We start from the raw sequence: 25,264 nt of genomic DNA, 5'->3' as shown, positions 1-25,264 counted from the left end.
CTAGATCCCCTTCGATGCGGGGGCAATGCCTAGCCCGTTAGCCCTTAGAGCGTTTAGCGAAACATAAGATAACTGTTAGGTTCTTCCGCATTTTTCTTGATGGAGTGCAACGATCGCTCCCATAAGTTAACCATTTTGGTTTGTTTCAAGACGCGAAAGATCGAAAGCCCTTGGTCGATTTTCAACAGTCCTTTTTCTTGATCGCCATAAATATACCAGTACCACCCTTGATAGCAAAGAAGATGCGTGCTGTTTAGCATGTCTCCGCGCTCTGCCAATAATTCCTCTGCAATGGTCAACACCTCTTTTGCCCACTCCAGGCGGCGAAAATTGACAAACGTCGTAAAACAACTAAAAATCAAATCCATTTGAATTTCTCGCATCAAGGACAAGCCTTGTTCTTTTTTTGTGCGGGAAATAGCGATCTGCAGTAAGTGATAGGAGGTTTCGACAGGAAACAAGAATTGAAAATACCGAAACAGTAAAATCTCATAAACGCCCCAGTTGTCTACTTTCGTAAGGTAGGAAATGACGGGGCGAGTTTTGGTGCGCAGCTTTTCCATATAGTCACCAGAAGAGTGATTGGGTTTAGGACCTGAGAGATTGATTTCATGTATCTCCTTTGTGATCTCAAGGTACAGAAAAACAAAAGAATGCTGTTTGGAAGCGGCGATCAGTTCGCTGCGCATTTCCTCCAGTCCTTCTTTGCTTCGCTGGGCGTGGGCATTACTCAAGAAAGCTTCTTTGTTGATCCCTAAAATTCGATCCAGTAAATCCATAAATTCGCTCGTCATATAGCTGGGGAAGCTCATCAGGTTGTCGTGACTTTTTATGCCTTTTTGCTGCGCACGTAAATAATAAAACTCCTCCACCGTGACATGGATATTTTCTAATAAGCGTTCCAATCGATGAATACTGATACTTGAAGCACCTTGCTCAAATTTACTGATAAACGAGCGACTGTTTTGTTCATCCGCCACTTGAGCGATCGTATAGCCGCGCTCTTTGCGCAATTGTCGGTACAGTTTTCCTTCTTCCATAACCATCCTCCTAGCGATCAGTCTGCAAACGCCAAACCAAACTTGCTTTACGAATGAAGCTCTGCCATTAAATGCTACTATTTTAGATTCAAATTTAGATTCAACCTTATAAAATGTTGAGGAACAAAATCTACGGTACCCTATTTACATGCCACTCTTTTAGCTGTTAGCCACTCGTGACAGTAACCTCTGGTACGCTCCTGGTACATTTAAATTCCACTATAGTGGATTATTTTCTTCTCTTAGTATAAAGCATCCTATACTGATTTTACAACGTAGAACGTGAAAGGATGATTTCGATGAAAGAATATCAACAAAACAAAGGCTATCGTGCCTTAGTCAACGCCGCCTTACTCAGCGGCATCGGCATGAGTTTATTTAATATCGTCTTTGTAGTTTATGCCAGTACATTACCCTTTAATGCCCTTGCTGTTTCCTTAGCCTCCATGGCACTGTTAGTCCCTGATCTCTTACGGATCCTGACTGGCTATCTAGCCGATCGTACCAAAAACAAAGTGCAATGGATGATCAGCAGTCGACTATTACAAGGGGTCCTTTTTGTGGCACTCGCTTTTTTGATCCAACTGCCGCCTAGTTTATGGTCTTTCTTCCTTTTGCTAGGCATCAACATTGTATCTGATTGTTTGGGCGCTTATTGTTCTGGGTTGCAGCTGCCCTATGTTCGCCGTCTTGTGCCTGCTGACGCCTTAGACAGTGCCATGGGCTTTCAAATGGCGTGTCAAACCACCGTTCAAATCGTCTTTCAAGGGATCGGTGCTTGGGGGATCATTTTACTGAATAATAATTTTGCCGCTTTTGGTTTGATCAATGCCGTGACGTTTTTCTTAGCCGCCATCGTGATCTTCTGGAACCGCTCGCTCTTTTATGCGGTGCCAGGGAAAATCAATCAAGCACCAACACCACTCTTTCAGAATTTCTCGGAAACCTTTAAATTATTGACTGGTACAGCTTTTCTTAAAAAGATGATCCTCTTTGCCTTACTGATCAATACCTTAGCTGCTAGCACGAGCGGTCTACTAAATCTCCAGCTGTTGGATGACCTTGCGCTTTGGTTTGCCACTTATGGCAACACCGTTGCGATGGCAGGCATCGCCACTTCCATCGGCATGGTCGCTGGCGCCTTGTTTGCTGCCGACTGGTTCAAGAATACTGGTCTGGTTCGCTTGATTGCGTATACCTCTTTCGTTTTATGTCTATTGACCTTGAATTTTCTCTTCCTGCATAATCGTTGGCTTATGATTGTGCTGCTCTTTGCTGAAGGCTATCTGATTGGAAAAATCAATCCCCGCTTTTCGGCACATCTGATTCGTGAGATCGATGAAGAACATCTCGCCATCAGCAGCGGGATCTTTTCCACCATTGTGATGCTAGGGGGGCCCGTCGGACAAATGGTCTTTTTAGGCATCGGCAATCGCTATCACGTGGCTTGGAGCTGGCTGCTTTACTTGCTTTTCGCATTTTTGGTAGCCATCGCCGCTTTAGTCGCTGCCAGTACCTTAGAAAAAACACCCCCCACTGCTGCGTCTAAAACCGCTGCGGAAAGAACTGAGAATTGGCAAGAAACCACCCCTGTTTTGCCTGAAAAAAAATAAAAACACAAGCTTTCGTTTTCTCTTTTTGGACAAGAGCAGCGAAGCTTGTGTTTTTCCTTATTCATAGGCAACGTGAACCAAATACAATCCTTCTGGATGAGCTGTGGGTCCTGCCGCATTTCGGTCTTTTTGCGCAATGATTGCAGGAATACTGTCAGGTGCGAGTCGTCCATTGCCGATTTTCAACAATGTGCCCACCATGATTCGGATCATCTTGTACAAAAATCCATCGCCGCGAAAGGTGAAAATCAACTCATCTGCAGCGTCATTGACCGCCATGGACGCCTCATGGATCGTCCGTGTTTTGTCATCGACGGAACTGCCCGTCGCGCAAAAACTGGTAAAGTCATGGGTGCCTAAAAAATCTGGCAACGCTCGTTGGATTTTTTCCAAATCTAGCGGATACGGATAATAGCTGGCATAATGACGGCGGAAAGGACTGCGGGGTTTCCCAATGTCCACTCGAAACTGGTAGGTTTTTTCAACGACTAAGTAGCGGGCATGGAAGGTATCATCAACGATCTCCACCGATTTTACCGCAACATCTTCTGGCGTTTGGGTATCTAAACCAAAGCGCATTTTTTCCAGTGGGCGCTTTTGAGGGAAATCGAAGTGGATCACTTGCCCATGCGCATGGACCCCCGCATCAGTGCGGCCAGAACCATGAATCTGAATCGGCTGCCCATTGTTCATCTTCGTTAATGTCTTTTCAATCTCTTCTTGAACCGTTCGTCCATTGGGTTGACGCTGAAATCCTTGAAAATTCGTGCCATCATAAGCGATCGTCGCTTTATAGCGGACCATTGAATCACCTGTTTCTTTCTATTTTTTCACAAAAAAGCCTATGAGAAAAGTCTGATCGATCGACAGGCCTTTTCGAACCAGCCGCTGGGATCGCCAGCAGCCTCGTTGCTTCGTTAAGAACCTTTCGCGGGTTGACTTCAATCATAGGTCTTCGATTATCCTCGTAAGAACACTAACGCGACTGTAAAGAGCGCAAAAACGATGACAACCAATGTGTCCCGTTGATGCCAGTGCAAAATACGATACTTCGTACGCCCTTCGCCGCCTTGATAGCCTCTGGCTTCCATAGCGGTAGCTAGATCTTCCGCACGGTTAAAGCTGCTGACAAATAAAGGAATCAATAAAGGAACGATCGCCTTCATCTTCTGCAACAGTCCCCCTTCGCCGAAATCGACCCCGCGGGCACGCTGAGCATTCATAATTTTTTCTGTTTCATCCATCAAGGTTGGCACAAAGCGCAACGCGATCGACAGCATCAGTGAGATTTCATGGACAGGGAAACGGATCGCTTTTAAAGGACGCAAAATGTATTCGATCGCATCTGAAAGCTCTAATGGAGGCGTCGTTAACGTCAACAAGGTCGACATGAAAATGATCAAAACAAAACGGCAAAAAATAAAAATCCCGTTTTGGACACCAAATTCTGTGATGTTAAAGATCCACCAAGACCAGTAGACGTCGCCGCCGGTAGTAAATAAAATCTGTAACGCCACAGTAAATAAAATCAGCCAAATCAAAGGTCGCACGCCTCGAATAAAGAAGCCAAAATCGATTTTTGAAAAGGAGATACAAAAGAGCGTAAAAGCACCCGCTAATAAATAGCTTTGCCAATTATTCGCCAAAAAGATAATCGCGATAAAATAAAAACTAGCAATCAATTTGACTCGTGGATCTAAACGGTGGATCAAGGAGTCTCCGGGAATAAAACGACCGAAAATCAGTTTATTCATCATGGGCAGTCGCCCCCCTTTGCTACTAAAACATCCGCCAGCTCATCAGCTGTTAGCGGCAACTGCTCAAATGCCAATCCTCTGGCTTGTAGTTGCTCCGCAAATGCGGTTGCTGTCGGTACCCCCAACTGCTTTTCTTGCAGCCAGGCAGTGTCTTGAAACACAACAGACGGCGTGCCTGCTTTGACGAGACGGCCTTTTTCTAACACATAGACATAATCAGCATAGTTTGCCACATCATCCATCAAGTGGGTCACCAAAATGATCGTCATGTTCTTTTCCCGATGCAGGCGATCAAACATTTCCATCATCTCTTTGCGTCCTTGTGGATCTAAGCCAGCTGTCGGCTCGTCTAAGACCAAAACTTCTGGTTCCATAGCCAAGACCCCAGCAATCGCTACACGGCGCATTTGGCCCCCTGAAAGGTCAAATGGTGAACGTTCCAGAAAACTTTCATCTAAACCTACCAATTGAATGTATTCTTGGGCTAAACCTTTGGCTGCTTCTTCGGAGACCCCAAAGTTTTTCGGTCCAAAAGCGATATCTCTCGCAACGGTTTCTTCAAATAATTGGGATTCAGGAAATTGAAAAACGATCCCGACTTTTTTACGTAACGGTTTTAGATTTTTGTTGTCTGTCTCGGGTTTGATGACTCGCTCACCGATCGTGACCGTGCCAGTCGTTGGTTTTAATAATGCATTCAAGTGCTGCAACAACGTAGATTTTCCGCTCCCTGTATGACCGACTAAGGCGGTATAAGAGCCTTCTTTGATCTCTAAATCAATATCGAACAAAACCCGTTGTTCAAACGGAGAATGCGGTTGGTAGGTGAATCCTACTTGTTCAAAACGGATGTCCATAGCCAATCCACCATCCCTTCTTCAGTTAAGTACGCTTGCGGTACCGTGACGCCCCGCTGCTTTAGCGCTGCCTTTAATTTTTCAGGAAATGGCAGATCTAAGCCTAGCTCAATCAGTTCTGGACCTGCAGAAAAAATCTCTGCGGGTGTCCCTTCGCGGACGAGCTCTCCTTGACGCATCACCAGCACCCGATTGGCGTTGGCTGCTTCATCGATATCATGGGTGATCGATAACACGGTCAAATTGTTTTTTTCTTTGATTTTTTTGATCGTTGCGATCACTTCTTCACGACCTTCTGGATCTAGCATACTAGTGGCTTCATCAAGAATGATGATATCTGGGCGCAATGCAACGACGCCAGCAATGGCTACCCGCTGTTTTTGACCACCAGAAAGACGCGCGGGTTCCCGGGTCGCAAACTCGCTCATCCGTACTTGTTCCAGAGCGTCTTTGACACGAACCAGCATTTCTTCTCGCGGGATTCCTTGATTTTCTAAACCGAAAGCCACATCATCTTCCACCGTCGAACCAACGAATTGATTGTCAGGGTTTTGAAAGACCATACCGACCATTTTTCGAATATTCCAGATATTTTCTTCATTCAAAGGCAATTCGCCGACAGAAACACTGCCTTCTTGCGGCAAGATCAAGCCATTGATGGTTTTTGCTAAAGTTGATTTACCAGAGCCGTTATGGCCGATCAACGCCACCCACTCCCCTTTGTTGATGGAAAAGGATACGTTATTTAACGCGGCACGCTCTTCTTCGCTATAACGCACAGTAATAGCATTCAATTCAATGATTGGCTTCATGATAGACTCCTTCATTTGCGATTAATTCTTTCTAACACTACCAAAAAAGTGCACGTTTTTCAATGATTCACGCACGATTTGTCTCCAGATCTTTTTTTCACTTGCCATTACCTGTCTTGACAGGTAATCGAAAGTAAAAAAAAAGCACTTTATGATGAGTGCGTACACCTCGAAATACATCGAGGTGTAGGCGCTGAGCTAGACTCGGAAAGTTTCTTCCAACATCATAACACTCTTAGTAAACATCTATAAAGTGATGATAAGTGTGATTTTAAACAAGTTCTAGGATAACCATTGGTGCAGCATCTCCGCGTCTTGGTTCTGTTTTCAAGATACGAGTATATCCACCTTGGCGATCTGTGTAACGAGGAGCGATATCATTGAATAATTTTTGTAATGCTGATTCAATAACTACTTCTTCGTTTTCTTCACGTACACTTGCAACTTCATTACGAACGAATGCTGCTGCTTGACGACGTGCATGCAAATCACCACGTTTACCTAAAGTGATCATTTTTTCTGCAGTTGAACGAACTTCTTTCGCACGAGCTTCAGTCGTAACGATACGTTCGTTAATGAATAAATCAGTTGTCAAATCACGCAACATCGCTTTACGTTGGCTAGATGTGCGTCCTAGTTTACGATAACTCACGTGGTTTCCCTCCTTCACTTTCGAATGTTGTATCGGTCAGACGAACCGAACTAACGTAATCGAAAACGGTTTAATCGTCTTTACGTAGTCCTAAACCTAAATCATGTAATTTCACTTTGACCTCTTCAAGAGATTTACGGCCTAAGTTTCTTACTTTGATCATTTCTGGTTCAGATTTGTTTGTCAATTCTTGTACAGTATTGATTCCTGCACGTTTTAGACAGTTGTATGAACGAACAGATAAGTCTAATTCTTCGATCGTCATTTCCAACATTTTTTCTTTTTGTGTTTCTTCTTTCTCAACCATGATTTCAGCGTTTTTCGCTTCATCCGTTAGGTTAACAAAGATGTCTAAATGTTCAGTCATGATCTTCGCAGACAAACTCATTGCTTCCAATGGTTCGATTGAGCCATCAGTCCATATTTCCATCGTTAATTTGTCGAAATCATCCCGACGACCGACACGTGTGTTTTCTACTTGGTAGTTGACACGACGTACTGGTGTATAGATTGAATCGACTGGAAGAACGCCGATCGGCATGTCTTCTTTTTTGTTTTCGTCCGCTTGAACGTAGCCGCGGCCAGGTTTCACTGTTAAGCGAGCATGGAACGTAGCACCTTCAGAAACGGTACAGATATACATATCTTTGTTAAGGATTTCTACATCACTATCAACGATGATATCGCCAGCAGTTACTGTAGCAGGTCCTGAAATATCAATTTCAAGGGTCTTTTCTTCATCCCCGTACATTTTCAATGCAAGACCTTTAATATTCAAGATGATTTGAGCAACGTCTTCCCGAACACCCTTAACAGTTGAGAATTCGTGTAAAACTCCATCGATTTGAATATTGGTGATTGCCGCACCAGGTAAAGAAGATAATAAAATACGACGTAGGGAATTTCCTAGTGTAGTTCCGTAGCCTCTTTCAAGAGGTTCCACGATGAACTTGCCATAATCTTTGTCTTCATCAATCTTTGCGATTCTTGGTTTTTCGAATTCAATCATTCTTATCTATTACCCCTTTCAAAACGAAAAGTGTCTTGTTCAATGACGTATTTGTTACACTCAAAATGAGCAGCACTCATTAAACACGACGGCGTTTTGGAGGGCGGCATCCATTATGAGGGACTGGAGTCACGTCACGGATCGCACTCACTTCCAAACCTGCTGCTTGTAATGAACGAATTGCTGCTTCACGTCCAGAACCAGGTCCTTTAACTGTTACTTCAACAGTTCTTAATCCGTGTTCCATTGCTGCTTTGGTAGCTGTTTCTGCTGCCATTTGAGCGGCAAAAGGAGTAGATTTTTTGCTTCCTTTGAAACCTAATGAACCAGCTGATGACCATGCTAATGCATTACCATGAGTATCAGTGATCATTACGATTGTATTATTGAATGTTGAGTGAATATGTGCAATACCCGCTTCAATATTCTTTTTCACACGGCGTTTACGACTCACTTTTTTTGCTGCCATGAAGTTTTAACCTCCTTCACTTAGGAATTATTTTTTCTTGCCTGCGACTGTTTTAGACGGGCCTTTACGAGTACGTGCATTGTTTTTCGTGTTTTGTCCACGAACTGGCAATCCACGGCGATGACGGATTCCACGGTAAGAACCGATTTCCATCAATCGTTTGATGTTTAAGTTCACTTCACGACGAAGGTCACCTTCAACTTTTAATTTATCAACTTCCGCACGGATAGCATCTGTTTGTTCATTCGTTAAATCACGAACGCGAACTTCTTCAGACACGCCAGCGTCAGCTAAAATTTGTTTTGCAGTCGTGTTACCAATACCATAGATATAAGTAAGTGAAACGACCACACGTTTATCACGAGGAATATCTACTCCTGCAATACGAGCCATATTTGTTACACCTCCGATTATCCTTGACGTTGTTTATGTTTTGGATTTGCTGGGCAAATCACCATAACGCGTCCTTTACGACGAATTACTTTACAATGTTCGCACATTGGTTTTACTGATGGTCTTACTTTCATGATAATACCTCCTGTGGTTTTACGGAGTACAATTATTTAAAGCGATAAGTAATGCGGCCACGGTTCAGATCATACGGGGATAATTCCACCGTCACTTTGTCTCCAGGTAAAATACGAATGTAGTGCATCCGGATCTTACCAGAAACGGTCGCTAGAACTTGGTGTCCGTTTTCCAATTCTACTTTAAACATTGCATTCGGCAAAGTTTCGACGACTGTACCTTCGACTTCAATCATATCTTCTTTTGCCACGCACAGTACCTCCTTGTACTTGTGATTTTCACACGATAAAATGGCGGAAACTCGGTTCCCACCTGATATTCTCAAACTATGCTCCTACTTAATAAAAAGTAGAAGTCGGACTGACATATTCTATCATATCCTGTCAAAGATTTCAAGAGAAAGTTTTAAGCTGCAAGTTGGACTCGGGCAATCTATGATTAGTCAATGATCTTTTGAACATCTTCGAATACAGCGTCGATGTCGCGATCCCCATCAATCGATTGCAATAACCCTTTGTCTTTGTAATAAGTCAAAATTGGTTCACTGCTTTTGATATTGACAGCTAGACGATTTTTGACCGTCTCAGGCTTATCATCTTCACGTTGGTAGAAGTCATGACTTCCACAACGATCACATGTTCCTTCCTCTTTTGGAGGATTGAACAATTTATGATAAGTTGCCCCACAATTGCGGCACATGAAGCGGCCGGCTAAACGTTCTACAAGAACTTCTTCAGGAACATGAATATCAATAACGGCATCAAGTTTTTTGTTAAGGTCAGCTAGCATCTCATCTAACGCTTTTGCTTGATCCAATGTACGAGGAAAACCATCTAATAAGAAACCTTTCTCGGTATCAGGTTCAGCTAAACGTTCTTTAACGATCCCATTTGTAACCTCATCAGGAACTAATGCGCCTTGATCCATGTATGATTTTGCTTTAAGGCCTAGTTCTGTTTCGTTCGCCATCGCAGCCCGAAACATATCGCCTGTTGAAATATGAGGAAGACCGTATTCAGCAACGATACGTTCTGCCTGAGTACCTTTTCCAGCACCAGGTAATCCCATTAAAATGAAGTTCATTCTAATTCCTCCTGTAAGTTTTTGAATAGTGTTGAGGAAATCCTCAACACTTCAATAACTTTAATTGATGAAACCAGTATATTTCCGTTTCAGCATAAGCCCTTCTAACTGCTTGGCAGTATCAAGTGCCACACCGATAATGATCAATAGACTCGTTCCACCTAGACCGATCGATTGCGGTAGATTCCAAGCCATCTGAGCGATGATTGGAAGTAAAGCAACCAATCCTAAAAAGATCGATCCAACCGTGCTTAATCGCATCAACAAACGTGATACATATTCTTCGGTTCCTTTACCAGGACGCACACTCGGAATGTAACTTCCTTGTTTTTGCAAGTTTTCCGCTAATTTCTCAGGGTTTACTTGAACAAATGCGTAGAAGAAAGTAAACGCAACGATCAAGACAGTATAGATGATCGCACCCGGTACAGTGTTGTAACTAAAGATCGTTTGCACCACTTCGTACCAAGTTTCTCCTCTATATGAACTACCTAATGCTTGAATGATCGCATTTGGTGTTGTAATAAAAGAACTGGCAAAGATAACTGGGATAACCCCGGCAGCATTTACTTTCAAAGGAAGGTAACTGCTGGTAGGCGCTCCTGCTACCCGTTTTGTATATTGGATCGGAATCTTGCGTTCTGCTTGTTGAACATACGTTACTAAAGTAATGACGATCAACACAGCGATCACAAGCAGCGCCATAAAGATAGCATTTAGCCAGATATCCGATTGATCCACGTTAATGAAGTAATCTTCAATCAATTCTTTGATGCTTGCTGGTAAGCGTGAAATGATCCCTGCAAAGATGATCATTGACACACCGTTTCCGATACCACGCTCGGTGATCTGCTCTCCTAACCAAGTGACTAACATCGTTCCGGCTGTTAAAATCAGACCGATCACGATATAGGTTGCCATATTAGGATTGTTTACAAACCCGAGTTGAGTGTAATAGTTAAATCCAGCCGTTAATGTCATGGATTGGACAAAGCCCAATACCAACGTCAAGTAACGTGTTGCCTGATTTAGTTTCTTACGACCCACTTCACCTTGTTTCGACCATTCAACAAATTTAGGGACGATATCCATCTGCAACAACTGAATAACAATTGAGGCAGTAATGTAAGGCGAAACCCCCATCGAGAAAATCGAAAATTGTTGCATGGCGCCACCACTTACCAAGTTTAACATGTTTAAAAATGGTAGATCCGCGATGGTATTTAGGCGACTTGCGTCTACGCCTGGCACAGTAATATGTGTTCCCAGACGAAAGACAAACAAGATTAAGACGGTGAACAATATTCTGGATCTAATATCCTTAACCTTAAAGGCATCCTTCAATAGTCTGATCATTAGATCACCTCGATTGATCCACCAGCAGCAACGATTGCTTCTTCAGCTGCTTTTGAGAATTTAGCTGCTTTCACAGTCAATTTCTTCGTTAATTCTCCGTTAGCTAATACTTTGATTCCAGCTTTTTCGTCTTTAACGATTCCAGCTTCGTGTAAAGCAACAGGTGTTACTTCAGCACCGTCTTCAAAGCGGTTCAAGACATCAAGATTGATGACTGCATATTCTTTGCGGTTCACATTTGTAAAGCCACGTTTTGGTAAACGACGGAACAATGGTGTTTGTCCACCTTCGAATCCTAGACGTACTCCGCCGCCTGAACGAGCTTTTTGACCTTTTTGTCCACGTCCAGCTGTTTTACCGTTACCAGATGAAGTTCCTCGACCGACACGGTTACGTACTTGGCGTGAGCCTTCTGATGGTTTTAATTCATGAAGTTTCATAGGTTTGGCACCTCCTTAATCAAACTAGATCTGCTGATCCTTAGACCTCTTCAACGTCCACTAAGTGAGAAACAGTGTTAACCATGCCTTTGATTGCATCATTAGCAGGTTTTACAACTGTTGAATTCAACTTTGTAAGACCTAACGCTTTTACAGTATCACGTTGGTTTTGGGGACGTCCGATAATACTGCGTTTTAAAGTAATTTTCAATTCAGCCATTATAGTGTCCTCCTTAACCGATTAATTCTTCTACTGATTTGCCGCGAAGTGCTGCCACTTCTTCAGCGCGTTTTAATTGTTTTAAACCTTCAACTGTTGCGCGAACAACGTTGATTGGTGTGTTAGAACCTAAAGATTTAGATGTGATATCAGCTACCCCAGCTAATTCCAATACGGCACGAACTGGTCCACCAGCAGCTACCCCAGAACCTTCTACAGCAGGTTTCATAAGGATGCGTCCGCCGCCGAATACACCGATAACTTCGTGAGGGATTGTAGAACCAACCATTGGTACTTCCACCAAGTTTTTCTTCGCGTCTTCGATTGCTTTACGGATTGCTTCTGGTACTTCTTGTGCTTTACCAGTACCGAAACCTACGTGTCCGTTTTTGTCACCGACAACAACTAATGCAGCAAAACGTAGACGACGTCCACCTTTAACAACTTTAGTTACACGGTTGATCGCAACAACGCGGTCTTCTAATTCCAAATGTTTTGGATCAATATAAACCATGAATGGTGTTCCTCCTTCTCTTAAAATTCCAGTCCATTTTCGCGAGCTGCTTCAGCTAAAGCTGCTACACGGCCATGGTAAAGGTATCCACCACGGTCAAAGACTACTACTTTAATACCTTTTGCTGCTGCACGTTCTGCGACTAATTTACCGACAGCTTGTGCTTGTTCAGTTTTTGTTGCACCTGAAACTTCTTTGTCTAAGGCAGAGGCACTTGCTAGCGTCACACCCGCTACGTCATCAATTACTTGTGCGTAGATGTTTTTGTTCGAACGGAACACGTTTAAGCGTGGGCACTCAGCAGTACCAGAGATTTTGTTACGTACACGACGATGTCTTTTCTGACGTGTCTTGTTTTTATCTGGTTTTGTAATCACAATTTGTCACCTCTTTTAATTTTGCTAGCCTAAGCTGCTAGTCGTAAAGAATTACGACTATTTACCAGTTTTACCTTCTTTACGGCGTACAAATTCGCCAACATAACGAATTCCTTTGCCTTTATAAGGTTCTGGAGGACGAACGCCACGGATATTGGCAGCCAATTCGCCAACGACTTCTTTATCTGATCCTTTAACGATCACAGAAGTGTTTGAAGGAACTTCGATTTCGATTCCAGCTGGCGCTTCGATTTCAACTGGATGAGAGTAACCAACGTTCAATACAAGTTTTTTCCCTTGTAATTGAGCACGGTACCCAACCCCGATTAATTCTAACGCTTTTTGGAAACCTTCAGAAACACCAACAACCATGTTGTTGAAGTTTGCACGGGTAGTTCCGTGGATAGTTTTCATTTCTTTACTATCATTTGGACGAGTGAATGTTACTTCGTTTCCTTCGATATTCATTGTGATATCAGAAGAGAAAGTACGTGTTAATTCACCTTTAGGTCCTTTAACTGTAATGTCGTTTCCGTTTTGCTTGATTTCAACACCAGCAGGAAGAACGACGATCTTATTACCGATACGACTCACTTAGAGGCACCTCCTTGTGGAATATTTTAAATTACCATACATAAGCGACTACTTCGCCGCCAACATTTTTTGCTCTAGCTTCTTTGTCAGTGATTACACCGTCAGAAGTTGAGATAATCGCGATTCCTAGACCATTCAATACTTTTGGTACTTCGTCAGCTTTGACATAAGCACGCAAGCCTGGTTTAGAGATACGTTTTAAGTTTGTGATAACACGTTCACCGTTTTTACCGTATTTAAGAAATACGCGGATCACGCCTTGTTTGTCATCTTCAATGTATTCAACATCGCGGACGAAACCTTCACGTTTCAAGATTTCAGCGATATCACGTTTGATTTTTGAAGCAGGTACTTCTAGGCTTTCGTGTTTAACCATGTTTGCGTTACGCACGCGCGTTAGAAAATCTGCAATTGGATCTGTCATGACCATGGGATAATTTACCTCCTTTATGCGAGTATAGTTTACCAGCTAGCTTTCTTCACGCCGGGAATTTGTCCTTTATAGGCAAGTTCGCGGAAGCAAATACGGCAAAGATGAAATTTACGATAAACTGAATGTGGACGTCCGCAACGTTCACAACGAGTGTATTCTTGCGTTGAGAATTTAGCAGGGCGTTTGTTTTTAGCAATCATTGATTTTTTAGCCACGTAGTTCGCCTCCTTTTTTTATTTTTGGAATGGCATGCCTAATTGTGTCAACAATTCACGAGATTCTTCATCTGTGTTTGCTGTTGTTACAATCACGATATCCATACCACGTACTTTGTCGATCAAATCATAATCTACTTCAGGGAAAATCAATTGTTCTTTGATACCTAAAGTGTAGTTTCCGCGTCCGTCGAACGCTTTTTTGCTCACACCGTGGAAGTCACGGACACGTGGCAATGACACACTTACTAGTTTATCTAAGAATTCATACATTCTTTCGCCGCGTAGTGTTACTTTCGCACCGATTGGCATTCCTTCACGTAAACGGAATCCTGCGATAGATTTTTTCGCTTTTGTGATCAATGGTTTTTGACCTGAGATCAATTGTAATTCTTCAACAGCTTTGTCTAAGTTTTTAGCATTAGAAACAGCGTCACCGACACCCATGTTGATAACGATTTTATCAACTTTTGGTGCTTCCATGATTGAGCTGTAGTTAAATTTGTCCATTAATGATGGGACAACTTCTTTTGAATATTTTTCTTTAAGGCGGTTCATCTGTTAGCCCCTCCTTCCTTCATCAGATTATTTATCAAGAACTTCTCCGGTTTTCTTAGAAACGCGGACTTTTTTGCCGTCAACTTCTTTGTAACCGACACGCGTAGCTTCACCGTTCGATGGATCAACCACCATCACGTTAGAAACATGAATTGGTGCTTCCATTTCAACGATTCCGCCTTGAGGAGCAGTTTGAGAAGGTTTTTGGTGTTTTTTGACAACATTGACACCTTCAACAACGACTTTGTCTTTTTTAGGAAACGCTGCTAGCACAACGCCTTCTTTGTTTTTGTCTTTACCAGTGATAACTTTAACTTTATCGCCTTTTTTAACAAACATGTTTGTTTCGCACCTCCTTTAGATAAGAATCACTATTACAATACTTCTGGTGCTAGGGAAACGATCTTCATAAAGTTGCCTTCACGCAATTCGCGGGCAACTGGGCCAAAGATACGAGTTCCACGAGGGCTCTTATCGTCACGGATAATAACCGCAGCATTTTCATCGAATTTGATGTATGAACCGTCTGTACGACGAGCTCCTGATTTAGTACGAACGATAACGGCTTTAACGACGTCACCTTTTTTGACAACCCCACCTGGCGTTGCTTGTTTAACCGTAGCAACAATCACGTCACCAATATTGGCAGTTTTACGACCAGATCCGCCAAGGACTTTGATCGTTAGAATTTCACGGGCACCTGAGTTGTCCGCCACTCTTAATCGGCTTTCTGCTTGGATCACGATGTGTATCCTCCTTTCAGATTTTGCAATTCACAATCTATATAGGAAAATCTCGTGTGATTAGATAATCACTGCCTTTTCAACAATCTCTACTAGACGGAAACGTTTCGTAGCTGATAATGGACGAGTTTCCATAATTTTCACGATATCGCCAACTTTTGCTTCGTTGTTTTCATCGTGTGCTTTGTATTTCTTAGAATAGTTCAGACGTTTGCCGTAGATAGGGTGGTTTTTCTTTGTTTCAACGACAACAGTGATAGTTTTATCCATTTTGTCTGATACCACGCGACCTTGGTAAACTTTGCGTTGATTTCTTTCTTCAGTCATACGCTAAATGGCCTCCTTCCACTATTACTTAGCTTGTTCACGCAATACTGTTTTAATGCGTGCAATCGATTTACGTACTTCTTTGATACGTGCAGTGTTTTCTAATTGACCTGTTGCTAATTGGAATCTAAGATTGAACAATTCTTCTTTCAATTGTTTTTCTTGATCTAGCATTTCGGCAGTGGTTAATTCTCTGATTTCTTTAACCTTCATTCGATTCACCACCCATTTCCTCACGTTTTACGATCTTCGTTTTCACTGGTAATTTGTGAGAAGCAAGACGTAACGCTTCGCGCGCAACTTCTTCAGGTACACCGGCAATTTCAAACATGATTTTACCACGTTTAACTGGTGATACCCATCCTTCAGGAGCCCCTTTACCAGAACCCATACGTACCCCGATAGCTTTGGCAGTATAAGATTTGTGAGGGAAAATTTTGATCCATACTTTCCCGCCACGTTTCATATAACGAGTCATTGCGATACGGGCAGCTTCGATTTGACGGTTTGTGATCCAGTGTGATTCAACAGCTTGTAAGCCGTATTCACCGAATGCTACTTCTTTTCCGCCTTTCGCTTCGCCACGCATTTTTCCGCGGAACTCACGACGGTGTTTTACACGTTTAGGTACTAACATGTTTATTTCCCTCCTTTCTCAGTGTTCTTTTTAGTTGGAAGAACTTCTCCACGATAAATCCACACTTTAACTCCTAGTTTTCCGTATGTTGTATCTGCTTCTTCCCATGCGTAATCAATGTCCGCACGTAATGTATGAAGTGGAACGGTTCCTTCTGAGTAACCTTCTGAACGAGCGATATCCGCACCATTTAGACGGCCAGAAACTTGTGTTTTGATTCCTTTAGCGCCAGAACGCATTGTGCGTTGGATCGCTTGTTTTTGAGCACGACGGAAAGCAACACGGTTCTCTAATTGACGTGCGATTCCTTCGCCTACTAATTTAGCATCTAAATCTGGTTTTTTGATTTCAACGATGTTGATGTGAACTCGTTTGCCAGTTAGGCTATTTAATTCTTTTCTTAGGTTTTCGACTTCAGATCCGCCTTTACCGATAACCATACCTGGTTTAGCTGTGTGGATTGAAATATTCACGCGGTTTGCTGCACGCTCGATCTCAACTGTAGACACAGCGGCATCAGCAAGTTTAGATGCGATAAATTTACGGATTTTCAAATCTTCATGTAGAAATTCAGCATACTCTTTTTCAGCATACCATTTAGCATCCCAGTCACGGATGATGCCTACACGCATTCCAATTGGATGTACTTTTTGACCCACTGATTGTCCCTCCTTATTTTTCTGATACGACTACAGTAATATGACTTGTACGTTTGTTGATCGGTGAAGCTGAACCTTTCGCACGTGGACGGAAACGTTTCATCGTTGGTCCTTCGTTTACGAATGCTTCAGAAACAATCAAGTTTTCAACATCTAAGTCAAAATTATTTTCTGCATTGGCAATAGCTGACATCAAGACTTTCTCGATGATTCCAGCTGCTTTGTTTGGTGTGAACTTTAAGATCGCGATTGCTTCAGCAACGCTTTTCCCTCTGATTAAGTCAATAACTAGACGAGATTTACGAGGAGAAACGCGGACTGTTTTAGCAGTTGCTTTCGCTGATGTGATTTGTTCTGCCATTTTTGGATATCCTCCCCTCAAAATTAGCGTCTTGTTTTCTTATCATCGGCAGCATGTCCGCGATAAGTTCTTGTTGGTGCAAATTCACCTAATTTGTGTCCTACCATGTCTTCTTGGATGTAAACTGGTACATGTTTCCGTCCATCATACACAGCAATTGTAAATCCGATAAAATTAGGGAAAATTGTAGAACGACGTGACCAAGTTTTGATCACTTTTTTCTTTTCAGCGCCTTCTTGTGCTTCGACCTTTTTCATCAAATGGTCATCGACAAAAGGTCCTTTTTTCAAACTACGACCCATGGTGTACCTCCTCTCAAAATGTGCGACACACGGTCAAGTATATTACTTAGTTTTACGACGACGAACGATAAGTTTGTCTGATTTTGCTTTTTTGTTACGTGTTTTGTAACCAAGTGCAGGTTGTCCCCAAGGAGAAACTGGTGCTTTACGTCCGATTGGTGCTTTACCTTCACCACCACCGTGTGGGTGATCATTAGGGTTCATTACGCTACCACGTACAGTTGGGCGTTTGCGCATCCAACGAGAACGACCGGCTTTACCGATGTTGATCAATTCGTGTTGTTCATTACCAACAGAACCGATTGTTGCACGACATGATGCTAAGATCATCCGTACTTCACCAGAGTTCAAGCGGATCAATACGTATTTGCCTTCTTTACCAAGTACTTGAGCACTTGTTCCAGCTGAACGAATCAATTGTCCACCTTTACCAGGTTTCATTTCGATGTTGTGGATAACAGTACCGACTGGAATGTTTTCTAGTGGTAATGCATTCCCTACTTTAATATCTGCATCTGGACCAGAAACGACAGTCATGCCAACTTCTAATCCTTTAGGTGCTAAGATGTATGCTTTTACTCCATCCTCGTAATGTACTAACGCAATGTTAGCAGAACGGTTTGGATCATATTCAATCGTTTTAACCGTAGCAACGACGTTGTCTTTGTTACGTTTGAAATCGATCAAACGGTATTGACGTTTGTGACCGCCACCTTGATGACGAACCGTGATACGTCCGTTGTTGTTACGACCAGCATTGTTTTTCAAAGGAGCTAACAATGTTTTTTCTGGTGTTGAAGTTGTGATTTCAGCGAAATCAGAACTTGTCATATTACGACGGCCGTTCGTGGTAGGTTTGTACTTTTTAATCGCCACGTCTTTTTCCCTCCCATGTAAAGTTTATGCGTGAGTTGCTTATTCAGCAGCTTCGAAAATTTGGATTTCTTTAGAATCTTCAGTTAAAGTCACAACAGCTTTGCGACGTTTTTTTGTATATCCTGCATATTTACCCATGCGTTTGAATTTCGGACGAACGTTGATGATGTTCACGTTTGCCACTTTCACTCCGTCAAAGGCAGCTTCTACAGCTTGTTTTACTAAAGTTTTGTTAGCTTTTGTGTCCACTTCAAAAGTGTATTTCTTGTCATCCATGGCAAGCATTGATTTTTCAGTGATCACTGGGCGTTTAATAACGTCTAGTAAGTTCATTATGCAAGCACCTCCTCGATCTGAGTAAGAGCAGTTTGTGTCACTAACATTTTGTCGTTAGAAACGATGTCTAAAACACTAATGTTATCAGCAGTAACTACAGAAACTTTTGGCAAGTTGCGCGCAGATAAAGCGGCAAAGTCGTTTTCAGATTCTAAAACTACCAATACTTTAGAGTCAATTGTCAAGTTAGCTAAAACTTGTTTGAATTCTTTTGTTTTTGGAGCATCAAAGCTTAATCCTTCTACTGCTACCAAGTTATTTGAAGCAACTTTTTCTGACAATACAGATTTCATTGCTAAGCGACGAACTTTTTTAGGAAGTTTGTAGCTGTATGAACGTGGTGTTGGTCCGAAGACTACGCCACCTCCACGCCATTGTGGTGAACGGATTGAACCTTGACGGGCACGTCCAGTTCCTTTTTGGCGCCATGGTTTACGGCCACCGCCACGAACGGCACTGCGGTTTTTCACAGCGTGTGTTCCTTGTCTTAATGAAGCGCGTTGCATGATGATTGCATCATAGACAACTGATTCATTTGGTTCGATTCCGAAGATTTCTTCGTTCAATGTAATTTCGCCATTTTGGCTTCCATCTTGTTTGAATAATGCTACATTCGGCATTCCTTAGTTCCTCCTTTCTTCCTATCTACTTATTTAGCTTTCACAGCTGATTTGATTGTAATCAATGATTTTTTCGCGCCAGGTACATTACCTTTGATCAAGATAACGTTGCGTTCTGCGTCTACGCGTACGATTTCCAAGTTTTGGATCGTGATGCGATTTCCGCCCATACGTCCAGCAAGACGTTTGTTTTTGAATACACGGTTAGGTGCAACTGGACCCATTGATCCAGGACGACGGTGGTAACGAGAACCGTGAGCCATTGGTCCGCGGCTTTGTCCGTGACGTTTGATAACGCCTTGGAATCCTTTACCTTTCGAAGTGCCGGTTACATCGATGATGTCTCCTGCTTCAAAAATATCAACTTTGATTTCTGATCCTACTTCTAAGCCCTCTAGCTCTACATTCTTGAATTCGCGAATGAAGCGCTTAGGAGCCGTGTTTGCTTTTGCAACATGACCTTTCGCAGGTTTGTTAGACAAAACTTCACGCATATCTTGGTAGCCGACTTGAATTGCTTCGTAGCCGTCATTTTCGATTGTTTTCACTTGTAGCACTACGTTTGGTGTAGCTTCTACTACAGTTACTGGAATCAATTCGCCAGATTCAGTGAAGATTTGAGTCATTCCCACTTTTTTCCCTAAGATTCCTTTGGTCATGATTACACCTCCATCTTAATTATTATAGTTTGATTTCGATATTAACACCGCTTGGCAAGTCTAGCTTCATTAAAGCATCAACAGTTTTTGGTGTTGGATTCACAATGTCGATTAGACGTTTGTGTGTACGCATTTCGAATTGTTCGCGTGAATCTTTGTATTTGTGCGTCGCACGGATGATCGTGTACAAGCTGCGTTCAGTTGGTAATGGAATTGGACCAGATACGCCAGCTCCAGTTCTCTTTGCAGTTTCTACGATTTTATCCGCTGATTGATCTAAAATACGATGTTCATACGCTTTTAAACGGATACGAATTTTTTGTTTTGCCATTGTTTTCCCTCCTTCGCCTATTTTGAAAAGTAGACATAGCTCCACGAAAATTTTCCGTCACGCTCGTCCATGGCAAAGCGTCCGGGCGTGTCGCAACCTCTCGTTTCGTAGCCGGCAGAAAATTTCTTTGCTGCCAGTGTGACTTACGTATTTACGTAAACAGCACCTTTATGATTATATTACGGATAAACATTGATTGCAAGCTTTTTTTATGGAAAAACCGGGATTCTTTTGCATTTCTTTCAGAAAATTTTCTTTTGGTTTCGTAACACAAAAAAAGAAGCGTTGACCGCTTCTTTCAAGCACTTCTTCATTTCCCATTTATTATAGAAGAAAACCTGCTATTGCGGCGCTTCCTCCTGCATACGGTCTTGGGCGTGAGTATAGGCACCATGCCACACATGACCCACATAAGGATTGATCACCACTCCTTCTTTGATTGCCGCTGTGACAAAGGCTTTCGCTAACCGAACGCTTTCCACGACGGGTTTGCCTTTTGCAAGACCCGCAGCGATCGCTGCTGAAAAGGTGCAGCCTGCCCCGTGATTGAAATCGGTAGCGATTTTTTCACTTTCTAACAAGAGGAAGGATTGCCCATCATAAACGAGGTCAATGGCTTTTGCTCCTGGCAAGCGATGCCCCCCTTTGATCACGACGTATTTAGCACCTAATTCATGGTTTTTTTCAGCAGCTTGCTTCATGGCCTCCACACTCGTCAAATCACCCAAACCTGAAAGAATCCCCGCTTCTACTAAATTGGGGGTGACAACATCTGCTAACGGCAACAAATGCGTGATGATGGCATCGACGCTTTTTGGCTGTAAGATTTCTGCAGTCCCTTTGCAAGCAATGACAGGATCGATCACCACATTTTTGACTTGCTGCTGTTGGATCATCTGCGCAGCTTGGACAATATTGTCTTCATTGCCTAACATGCCCGTTTTTAGAGCATCCATCGGATCACCTGCAAAAGCAGAGATCATTTGTTTTTCGACAAGCGCTGTTTCCATCGCCGTTACTTCATGGCTCCAACCTGCTTGTGGGTCCATCGTGACGATCGAAGCGATCGTGGCAAAACCAAAGACACCATATTCCTGAAATGTTTTTAAATCTGCTTCGATACCGGCACCTCCGGTTGAATCCGACCCAGCAATTGATAGGACTTTTTCCATCTTCCTCATCTCCTTGTGCTTTTTGCTAAGTATAGTCAATCTTCCCCTTGACGAAAAGAGCCATTTGGCTTATTTTTAAACCATCCAATTGAAAAAGGTGGTGCAGGATGGCTTCATCAAGTATCGACAAACAGAAGAAACAACCGATTTACCAGCAGATCGTGACTCATTTTATCGAAGAGATCCAAGCGGGAATCTATGGACCTGGGGATCGTTTGCCACCAGAGCGCAGCCTCGCCCAGACTTTTGGCGTCAATCGTTCCACCGTCGTCAAAGCGTTAGATGAATTGAAAAGCTTAGGATGGATCGAACGAAAACAAGGCAGCGGCTCTCGTGTATTGGAAGGTCGTTGGGGGAACCGCCAAACGCCACTTTCTTATTTGCGCTCGTCTTTAAGCAGCCCTTATCTGCAGCAAGACCCTTACGTTCAACAGATTCAGCATTTGCGCACTGAGAAGGATGTGCTGGATCTGTACACAGGTGATCTACCTGCCGATCTGATCCCCGATTTCACGTTTCCTGCCTTTACCTGGGAAGAGATTCGCAAAGAAAGCACCAAAGTATTACCGACGGGTTATGAACCTTTGCAAGAAATCTTATTGCAGCACCTTGCTGATTCCTTCAATTTGCCCACCAACGGACAAAAACTAGTGATCACTGCTGGATCGACACAAGGAATCACCTTGCTAATGCAAGTCTTATTGCATGCGGGGGATTGTATCGCGACAGAGGACCCTTCTTTCTTGTTCTCTCTCCCCTTGTTTTCCACGATGAATGTCCAGTTGATCGGGATCAAGCAAGATAGCGAAGGAATGCGGCCTGCGACATTGGAAAAAGTGTTGAAGGAAAAGAAGATCAAATTCGTCTATCTGAATCCTACCTTCCAAAATCCAACGGGACATACTATGAGTGACCATCGGCGCCAAGCGATCATCCGCCTTTGCCAGACCTACCAAGTACCGATCATAGAAGACGATGTTTTTAGCGAGTTGGCTTTTGAGAAAGTACCACCCAAGCTAAAATCCATGGCTCCCGAAACCGTCATTTATTTAGGCTCGCTTTCAAAATTACTAGGATCATCCATCAAAATCGGCTGGCTTTTGGTGCCAGAAGCGTTAGCCGACCAATTTGCCCAAGCGAAAAAACGGATGGCGATCGATACCACGATCTTCCCGCAAGTCCTTGCCAACATCGCCTTACGCTCCTCTGATTACCACCAGCAGCAGCGGACACTGCTTGCAGAAATGGCCCAGCGCCAGCAAGACTTACTCCAACTCTTGCAGGCATTTCAGGAGGATTGGCAATGGCAGTCGACGAAAGGTGGTCTTTACCTGTGGTTGACTTGGCGTCACCGCACATTGACTCGCAAAGATTGGTCACTCTTTTTGGCGAACGATTGCTTAGTAGCACCTGCGTTTCTTTTCAGTAACGATACGAATGGCTTGCGTTTGAACTATACCCGCTTAGCCAAAGATGATTTACCGCTATTTCAAGAACGATTCACAAAAATCACCCAACAGTTAAAGGAGCAAACCTATGAACGAAACCATTGAGCTTTTGCACAATCACCGCACTTACCGACAATTTGACCCTGACTACCGCTTGAGCCAAGAGGAAGTAACCGCGATTTTGACTGCGGCTCGTCAAGCACCTAGCTGGATGAACGGGCAAGCCTATTCGATCTTAGTGATCGACGACCCGCAGATTCGCCAACAAATGGTCGAATGGAATCCTGGCAATCCTCATATCGCAGCAAGTTCACTCTTTCTGCTATTTTTAGCTGATTTAAATCGAACCAAAAAAGTTGCTGACGAAAAACAGACCCCCTATCCAATCGATGAGGGCTATCAGCCACTATTGATCGCCACCACTGATGCCAGCATCGCTTTGCAATCTGGTGCGATCGCTGCTGAATCACTGGGCTTAGGCACCGTCATTTCTGGCAGCGTCCGCAAAGACAGCGCCAAAATCGCTGAATTGTTGCACTTACCAGAATATGTCTATCCTGTGGCTGGCTTGAGCATTGGTAAACCAATCGTAGAAATGAAGGTCAAACCTCGCTTGCCAGAAGAAGCGGTCATTCATTACAATCACTACCAGAACTATTCTTATGAGGCGATCGAAGCGTACGATCAAACGATGACTGCTTTTGGAGAAGCCCGCGAGACCAAACCATGGTCAGAAAAATTCGCTGGCTTTTACAGCAATCGTCCTGACCAAGGATTTGACGCCTTCTTGAAGAAGCAAAATCTAATAAAATAAAAAGCACCGCTCTCTTTAGCTTCGATGAACCGTAACGGATTCATCCACGCTAGAGAGAGCGGCTTTTTTTCTACAAGAGTCAAAAAAAGAGCAAAAGCGCGTACGCTTTTGCTCTTCGATCAATCAAATTAAGCTTGGATTGAAGTTACAACGCCTGAACCAACAGTACGTCCGCCTTCACGAATTGAGAAACGAGTTCCGTCTTCGATAGCGATTGGGTGGATCAATTCAACGTCGATTGTTACGTTATCACCAGGCATAACCATTTCAGTTCCTTCTGGTAATTCAACAACACCAGTTACGTCAGTTGTACGGAAGTAGAACTGAGGACGGTAGTTAGTGAAGAATGGTGTATGACGTCCACCTTCTTCTTTTGTTAAAACGTAAACTTCAGCTTTAAATTTTGTATGAGGTGTGATTGTACCAGCTTTAGCCAATACTTGTCCACGTTGGATGTCTTCACGAGCAACACCACGTAGCAATGCACCAATGTTATCCCCTGCTTCAGCATAGTCTAACAATTTACGGAACATTTCAACACCAGTTACAGTTGTTTTAGCAGTTTCTTCAGCAATACCAACGATTTCAACTTCGTCACCAACGCGAACTTGTCCACGTTCAACACGGCCTGTAGCAACAGTACCACGTCCAGTGATTGAGAATACGTCTTCGACTGGCATCATGAATGGTTTGTCAGTGTCACGTTCTGGAGTTGGAACGTATTCGTCAACTGCAGCCATTAATTCCATGATTTTTTCTTCGTATGAAGCATCGCCTTCAAGAGCTTTCAAAGCAGAACCAGCGATTACAGGAACATCGTCGCCTGGGAAGTCATATTCTGACAATAAGTCACGAACTTCCATTTCAACTAATTCTAGTAATTCTTCGTCATCAACCATATCCATTTTGTTTAAGAAAACAACGATGTATGGTACACCAACGTTACGTGATAACAAGATGTGTTCACGTGTTTGAGGCATAGGACCATCAGCAGCAGATACTACTAAGATCGCGCCGTCCATTTGAGCAGCACCAGTGATCATGTTTTTAACGTAGTCCGCGTGTCCTGGGCAGTCAACGTGAGCATAGTGACGTGCTTCAGTTTCGTACTCAACGTGAGCAGTTGAGATAGTGATTCCGCGTTCGCGTTCTTCTGGAGCGCCATCGATTTGGTCGTAAGCTGAAGCTTGAGCCAAACCTTTTTTAGATAATACAGTTGTGATAGCAGCTGTAAGTGTAGTTTTACCATGGTCAACGTGTCCGATCGTACCAATGTTTACGTGGGGTTTAGAACGGTCAAATTTTTCTTTTGCCATTTTAAAATGTTCCTCCTAAAAATGCAGTTTATTTTTTATATTTGATAGGTAGGGAGCCGCAGCTCCCCATCCCTTATCATCGATAATATTGTACACGAAACTCAGAAAAAAATATAGCTTTTTACTTAATTTCCTA

The 25,264-nt window shown here is 43.0% G+C and carries 39 protein-coding genes; 3 read left to right on the top strand and 36 right to left on the bottom strand.

The annotated features are described in order from the left end of the window. Positions 1 to 53 precede the first annotated feature (53 nt). Complete coding sequence (locus tag A5883_RS15150; protein WP_086338948.1) at positions 54 to 1,040, bottom strand: Rgg/GadR/MutR family transcriptional regulator; 987 nt, start codon at positions 1,038 to 1,040, stop codon at positions 54 to 56. 299 nt (positions 1,041 to 1,339) lie between these two features. Here A5883_RS15150 and A5883_RS15145 point away from each other — a divergent pair, with 299 nt between their 5' ends. Further along, entirely contained in the window at positions 1,340 to 2,653 is a 1,314-nt protein-coding gene (locus A5883_RS15145; protein ID WP_005227117.1) for an MFS transporter, read from the top strand. A gap of 57 nt (positions 2,654 to 2,710) precedes the next feature. Here A5883_RS15145 and truA read toward each other — a convergent pair whose 3' ends face one another. From truA to thiD, 34 genes are all read right to left on the bottom strand, one after another. Beyond that, positions 2,711 to 3,457 carry a tRNA pseudouridine(38-40) synthase TruA gene (truA, locus tag A5883_RS15140; RefSeq protein ID WP_086338947.1) on the bottom strand — a complete coding sequence of 249 codons (747 nt, stop codon included), beginning with the start codon at positions 3,455 to 3,457 and terminating at the stop codon, positions 2,711 to 2,713. Between the two features lie 155 nt (positions 3,458 to 3,612). Next, a complete protein-coding gene (locus tag A5883_RS15135) occupies positions 3,613 to 4,410 on the bottom strand; it encodes an energy-coupling factor transporter transmembrane component T family protein (protein ID WP_005227113.1) in 798 nt (265 codons plus the stop codon). Then, positions 4,407 to 5,267 (bottom strand): energy-coupling factor ABC transporter ATP-binding protein, encoded by an 861-nt coding sequence (locus A5883_RS15130; RefSeq protein WP_086338946.1) that lies wholly within the window; start codon positions 5,265 to 5,267, stop codon positions 4,407 to 4,409. Before A5883_RS15130 ends, A5883_RS15135 begins: the two co-directional genes overlap by 4 nt. After that, the gene (locus A5883_RS15125) at positions 5,243 to 6,079 is read right to left on the bottom strand and encodes an energy-coupling factor ABC transporter ATP-binding protein (protein WP_005227109.1); all 837 of its coding nucleotides are present in this window, start codon (positions 6,077 to 6,079) and stop codon (positions 5,243 to 5,245) included. Before A5883_RS15125 ends, A5883_RS15130 begins: the two co-directional genes overlap by 25 nt. A gap of 271 nt (positions 6,080 to 6,350) precedes the next feature. Further along, complete coding sequence (gene rplQ, locus A5883_RS15120; RefSeq protein ID WP_003128038.1) at positions 6,351 to 6,731, bottom strand: 50S ribosomal protein L17; 381 nt, start codon at positions 6,729 to 6,731, stop codon at positions 6,351 to 6,353. 70 nt (positions 6,732 to 6,801) lie between these two features. Next, positions 6,802 to 7,740, bottom strand: a complete 939-nt coding sequence (locus A5883_RS15115) for a DNA-directed RNA polymerase subunit alpha (protein WP_008376367.1) — start codon at positions 7,738 to 7,740, stop codon at positions 6,802 to 6,804. A gap of 79 nt (positions 7,741 to 7,819) precedes the next feature. Continuing rightward, positions 7,820 to 8,209, bottom strand: a complete 390-nt coding sequence (rpsK, locus tag A5883_RS15110) for a 30S ribosomal protein S11 (RefSeq protein WP_005227104.1) — start codon at positions 8,207 to 8,209, stop codon at positions 7,820 to 7,822. 27 nt (positions 8,210 to 8,236) lie between these two features. Next, positions 8,237 to 8,602, bottom strand: coding sequence for a 30S ribosomal protein S13 (gene rpsM, locus A5883_RS15105; RefSeq protein WP_005227102.1), 366 nt, complete (start codon positions 8,600 to 8,602; stop codon positions 8,237 to 8,239). A 17-nt stretch (positions 8,603 to 8,619) separates the two neighbouring features. Beyond that, entirely contained in the window at positions 8,620 to 8,736 is a 117-nt protein-coding gene (gene rpmJ, locus A5883_RS15100; RefSeq protein WP_002288710.1) for a 50S ribosomal protein L36, read from the bottom strand. Positions 8,737 to 8,768: 32 nt separating this feature from the next. Continuing rightward, the gene (infA, locus tag A5883_RS15095) at positions 8,769 to 8,987 is read right to left on the bottom strand and encodes a translation initiation factor IF-1 (RefSeq protein ID WP_002288695.1); all 219 of its coding nucleotides are present in this window, start codon (positions 8,985 to 8,987) and stop codon (positions 8,769 to 8,771) included. A gap of 188 nt (positions 8,988 to 9,175) precedes the next feature. After that, complete coding sequence (locus tag A5883_RS15090; protein ID WP_005227100.1) at positions 9,176 to 9,820, bottom strand: adenylate kinase; 645 nt, start codon at positions 9,818 to 9,820, stop codon at positions 9,176 to 9,178. Between the two features lie 60 nt (positions 9,821 to 9,880). Next, complete coding sequence (gene secY / locus A5883_RS15085) at positions 9,881 to 11,176, bottom strand: preprotein translocase subunit SecY (protein ID WP_005227099.1); 1,296 nt, start codon at positions 11,174 to 11,176, stop codon at positions 9,881 to 9,883. Next, positions 11,176 to 11,616 (bottom strand): 50S ribosomal protein L15, encoded by a 441-nt coding sequence (gene rplO / locus A5883_RS15080; protein ID WP_003128016.1) that lies wholly within the window; start codon positions 11,614 to 11,616, stop codon positions 11,176 to 11,178. The genes secY and rplO overlap by 1 nt, the downstream gene beginning before the upstream one ends. Before the next feature lie 40 nt (positions 11,617 to 11,656). Then, entirely contained in the window at positions 11,657 to 11,836 is a 180-nt protein-coding gene (gene rpmD / locus A5883_RS15075) for a 50S ribosomal protein L30 (protein WP_003128015.1), read from the bottom strand. 13 nt (positions 11,837 to 11,849) lie between these two features. Further along, positions 11,850 to 12,350 carry a 30S ribosomal protein S5 gene (gene rpsE / locus A5883_RS15070; protein WP_003128014.1) on the bottom strand — a complete coding sequence of 167 codons (501 nt, stop codon included), beginning with the start codon at positions 12,348 to 12,350 and terminating at the stop codon, positions 11,850 to 11,852. 20 nt (positions 12,351 to 12,370) lie between these two features. Then, complete coding sequence (rplR, locus tag A5883_RS15065; RefSeq protein ID WP_005227097.1) at positions 12,371 to 12,727, bottom strand: 50S ribosomal protein L18; 357 nt, start codon at positions 12,725 to 12,727, stop codon at positions 12,371 to 12,373. A 57-nt stretch (positions 12,728 to 12,784) separates the two neighbouring features. Then, positions 12,785 to 13,321, bottom strand: coding sequence for a 50S ribosomal protein L6 (rplF, locus tag A5883_RS15060; RefSeq protein WP_005227095.1), 537 nt, complete (start codon positions 13,319 to 13,321; stop codon positions 12,785 to 12,787). Between the two features lie 31 nt (positions 13,322 to 13,352). Next, positions 13,353 to 13,751, bottom strand: coding sequence for a 30S ribosomal protein S8 (gene rpsH, locus A5883_RS15055; protein ID WP_005227093.1), 399 nt, complete (start codon positions 13,749 to 13,751; stop codon positions 13,353 to 13,355). Positions 13,752 to 13,783: 32 nt separating this feature from the next. After that, a complete protein-coding gene (locus A5883_RS15050) occupies positions 13,784 to 13,969 on the bottom strand; it encodes a type Z 30S ribosomal protein S14 (RefSeq protein WP_003128010.1) in 186 nt (61 codons plus the stop codon). Positions 13,970 to 13,987: 18 nt separating this feature from the next. After that, on the bottom strand, positions 13,988 to 14,527 hold the full coding sequence (gene rplE, locus A5883_RS15045; protein ID WP_005227088.1) for a 50S ribosomal protein L5: 540 nt from the start codon (positions 14,525 to 14,527) through the stop codon (positions 13,988 to 13,990). 27 nt (positions 14,528 to 14,554) lie between these two features. Then, entirely contained in the window at positions 14,555 to 14,866 is a 312-nt protein-coding gene (gene rplX, locus A5883_RS15040; protein WP_003128007.1) for a 50S ribosomal protein L24, read from the bottom strand. Between the two features lie 35 nt (positions 14,867 to 14,901). Next, positions 14,902 to 15,270: a 50S ribosomal protein L14 gene (gene rplN / locus A5883_RS15035; protein ID WP_003128006.1), complete on the bottom strand. Its 369-nt coding sequence runs from the start codon at positions 15,268 to 15,270 to the stop codon at positions 14,902 to 14,904. A gap of 60 nt (positions 15,271 to 15,330) precedes the next feature. Further along, complete coding sequence (gene rpsQ, locus A5883_RS15030) at positions 15,331 to 15,597, bottom strand: 30S ribosomal protein S17 (protein WP_003128005.1); 267 nt, start codon at positions 15,595 to 15,597, stop codon at positions 15,331 to 15,333. A gap of 24 nt (positions 15,598 to 15,621) precedes the next feature. Continuing rightward, complete coding sequence (gene rpmC, locus A5883_RS15025) at positions 15,622 to 15,810, bottom strand: 50S ribosomal protein L29 (protein ID WP_002288664.1); 189 nt, start codon at positions 15,808 to 15,810, stop codon at positions 15,622 to 15,624. Next, entirely contained in the window at positions 15,800 to 16,234 is a 435-nt protein-coding gene (rplP, locus tag A5883_RS15020) for a 50S ribosomal protein L16 (protein ID WP_005226918.1), read from the bottom strand. The genes rpmC and rplP overlap by 11 nt, the downstream gene beginning before the upstream one ends. Before the next feature lie 2 nt (positions 16,235 to 16,236). Beyond that, positions 16,237 to 16,893 carry a 30S ribosomal protein S3 gene (gene rpsC, locus A5883_RS15015; RefSeq protein ID WP_005226916.1) on the bottom strand — a complete coding sequence of 219 codons (657 nt, stop codon included), beginning with the start codon at positions 16,891 to 16,893 and terminating at the stop codon, positions 16,237 to 16,239. A 13-nt stretch (positions 16,894 to 16,906) separates the two neighbouring features. Beyond that, positions 16,907 to 17,254, bottom strand: coding sequence for a 50S ribosomal protein L22 (gene rplV / locus A5883_RS15010; RefSeq protein WP_003127973.1), 348 nt, complete (start codon positions 17,252 to 17,254; stop codon positions 16,907 to 16,909). 23 nt (positions 17,255 to 17,277) lie between these two features. After that, positions 17,278 to 17,556 carry a 30S ribosomal protein S19 gene (gene rpsS / locus A5883_RS15005; RefSeq protein WP_005226914.1) on the bottom strand — a complete coding sequence of 93 codons (279 nt, stop codon included), beginning with the start codon at positions 17,554 to 17,556 and terminating at the stop codon, positions 17,278 to 17,280. A 42-nt stretch (positions 17,557 to 17,598) separates the two neighbouring features. Next, positions 17,599 to 18,432 carry a 50S ribosomal protein L2 gene (gene rplB, locus A5883_RS15000; protein ID WP_005226912.1) on the bottom strand — a complete coding sequence of 278 codons (834 nt, stop codon included), beginning with the start codon at positions 18,430 to 18,432 and terminating at the stop codon, positions 17,599 to 17,601. A gap of 39 nt (positions 18,433 to 18,471) precedes the next feature. After that, on the bottom strand, positions 18,472 to 18,765 hold the full coding sequence (locus A5883_RS14995; RefSeq protein ID WP_005226911.1) for a 50S ribosomal protein L23: 294 nt from the start codon (positions 18,763 to 18,765) through the stop codon (positions 18,472 to 18,474). Further along, positions 18,765 to 19,388: a 50S ribosomal protein L4 gene (rplD, locus tag A5883_RS14990; protein WP_005226910.1), complete on the bottom strand. Its 624-nt coding sequence runs from the start codon at positions 19,386 to 19,388 to the stop codon at positions 18,765 to 18,767. The genes A5883_RS14995 and rplD overlap by 1 nt, the downstream gene beginning before the upstream one ends. 29 nt (positions 19,389 to 19,417) lie before the next feature. Beyond that, complete coding sequence (gene rplC / locus A5883_RS14985; RefSeq protein WP_003127967.1) at positions 19,418 to 20,047, bottom strand: 50S ribosomal protein L3; 630 nt, start codon at positions 20,045 to 20,047, stop codon at positions 19,418 to 19,420. A 22-nt stretch (positions 20,048 to 20,069) separates the two neighbouring features. Next, positions 20,070 to 20,378 carry a 30S ribosomal protein S10 gene (gene rpsJ / locus A5883_RS14980; RefSeq protein WP_003127966.1) on the bottom strand — a complete coding sequence of 103 codons (309 nt, stop codon included), beginning with the start codon at positions 20,376 to 20,378 and terminating at the stop codon, positions 20,070 to 20,072. Between the two features lie 341 nt (positions 20,379 to 20,719). Beyond that, the gene (thiD, locus tag A5883_RS14975; RefSeq protein WP_086338945.1) at positions 20,720 to 21,550 is read right to left on the bottom strand and encodes a bifunctional hydroxymethylpyrimidine kinase/phosphomethylpyrimidine kinase; all 831 of its coding nucleotides are present in this window, start codon (positions 21,548 to 21,550) and stop codon (positions 20,720 to 20,722) included. A gap of 107 nt (positions 21,551 to 21,657) precedes the next feature. Between thiD and A5883_RS14970 the strand changes: the two genes are divergently transcribed. Together A5883_RS14970 and A5883_RS14965 are read left to right on the top strand one after the other, a co-directional pair. Further along, positions 21,658 to 23,103, top strand: coding sequence for an aminotransferase-like domain-containing protein (locus tag A5883_RS14970; protein WP_086338944.1), 1,446 nt, complete (start codon positions 21,658 to 21,660; stop codon positions 23,101 to 23,103). Further along, on the top strand, positions 23,087 to 23,812 hold the full coding sequence (locus A5883_RS14965) for a nitroreductase family protein (protein WP_086338943.1): 726 nt from the start codon (positions 23,087 to 23,089) through the stop codon (positions 23,810 to 23,812). Before A5883_RS14970 ends, A5883_RS14965 begins: the two co-directional genes overlap by 17 nt. Before the next feature lie 128 nt (positions 23,813 to 23,940). Here the strand turns inward: A5883_RS14965 and tuf are convergent, their stop codons facing one another. Then, positions 23,941 to 25,128, bottom strand: a complete 1,188-nt coding sequence (tuf, locus tag A5883_RS14960; protein ID WP_005226902.1) for an elongation factor Tu — start codon at positions 25,126 to 25,128, stop codon at positions 23,941 to 23,943. Positions 25,129 to 25,264 lie beyond the last annotated feature (136 nt).

Origin of the sequence: Enterococcus sp. 5B3_DIV0040, assembly GCF_002140755.1 — a bacterium.
Taxonomy (GTDB): domain Bacteria; phylum Bacillota; class Bacilli; order Lactobacillales; family Enterococcaceae; genus Enterococcus_D; species Enterococcus_D casseliflavus.
The sequence above is the reverse complement of the archived record's forward strand: the minus strand, read 5'-3'. Positions and strand labels throughout refer to the sequence as shown.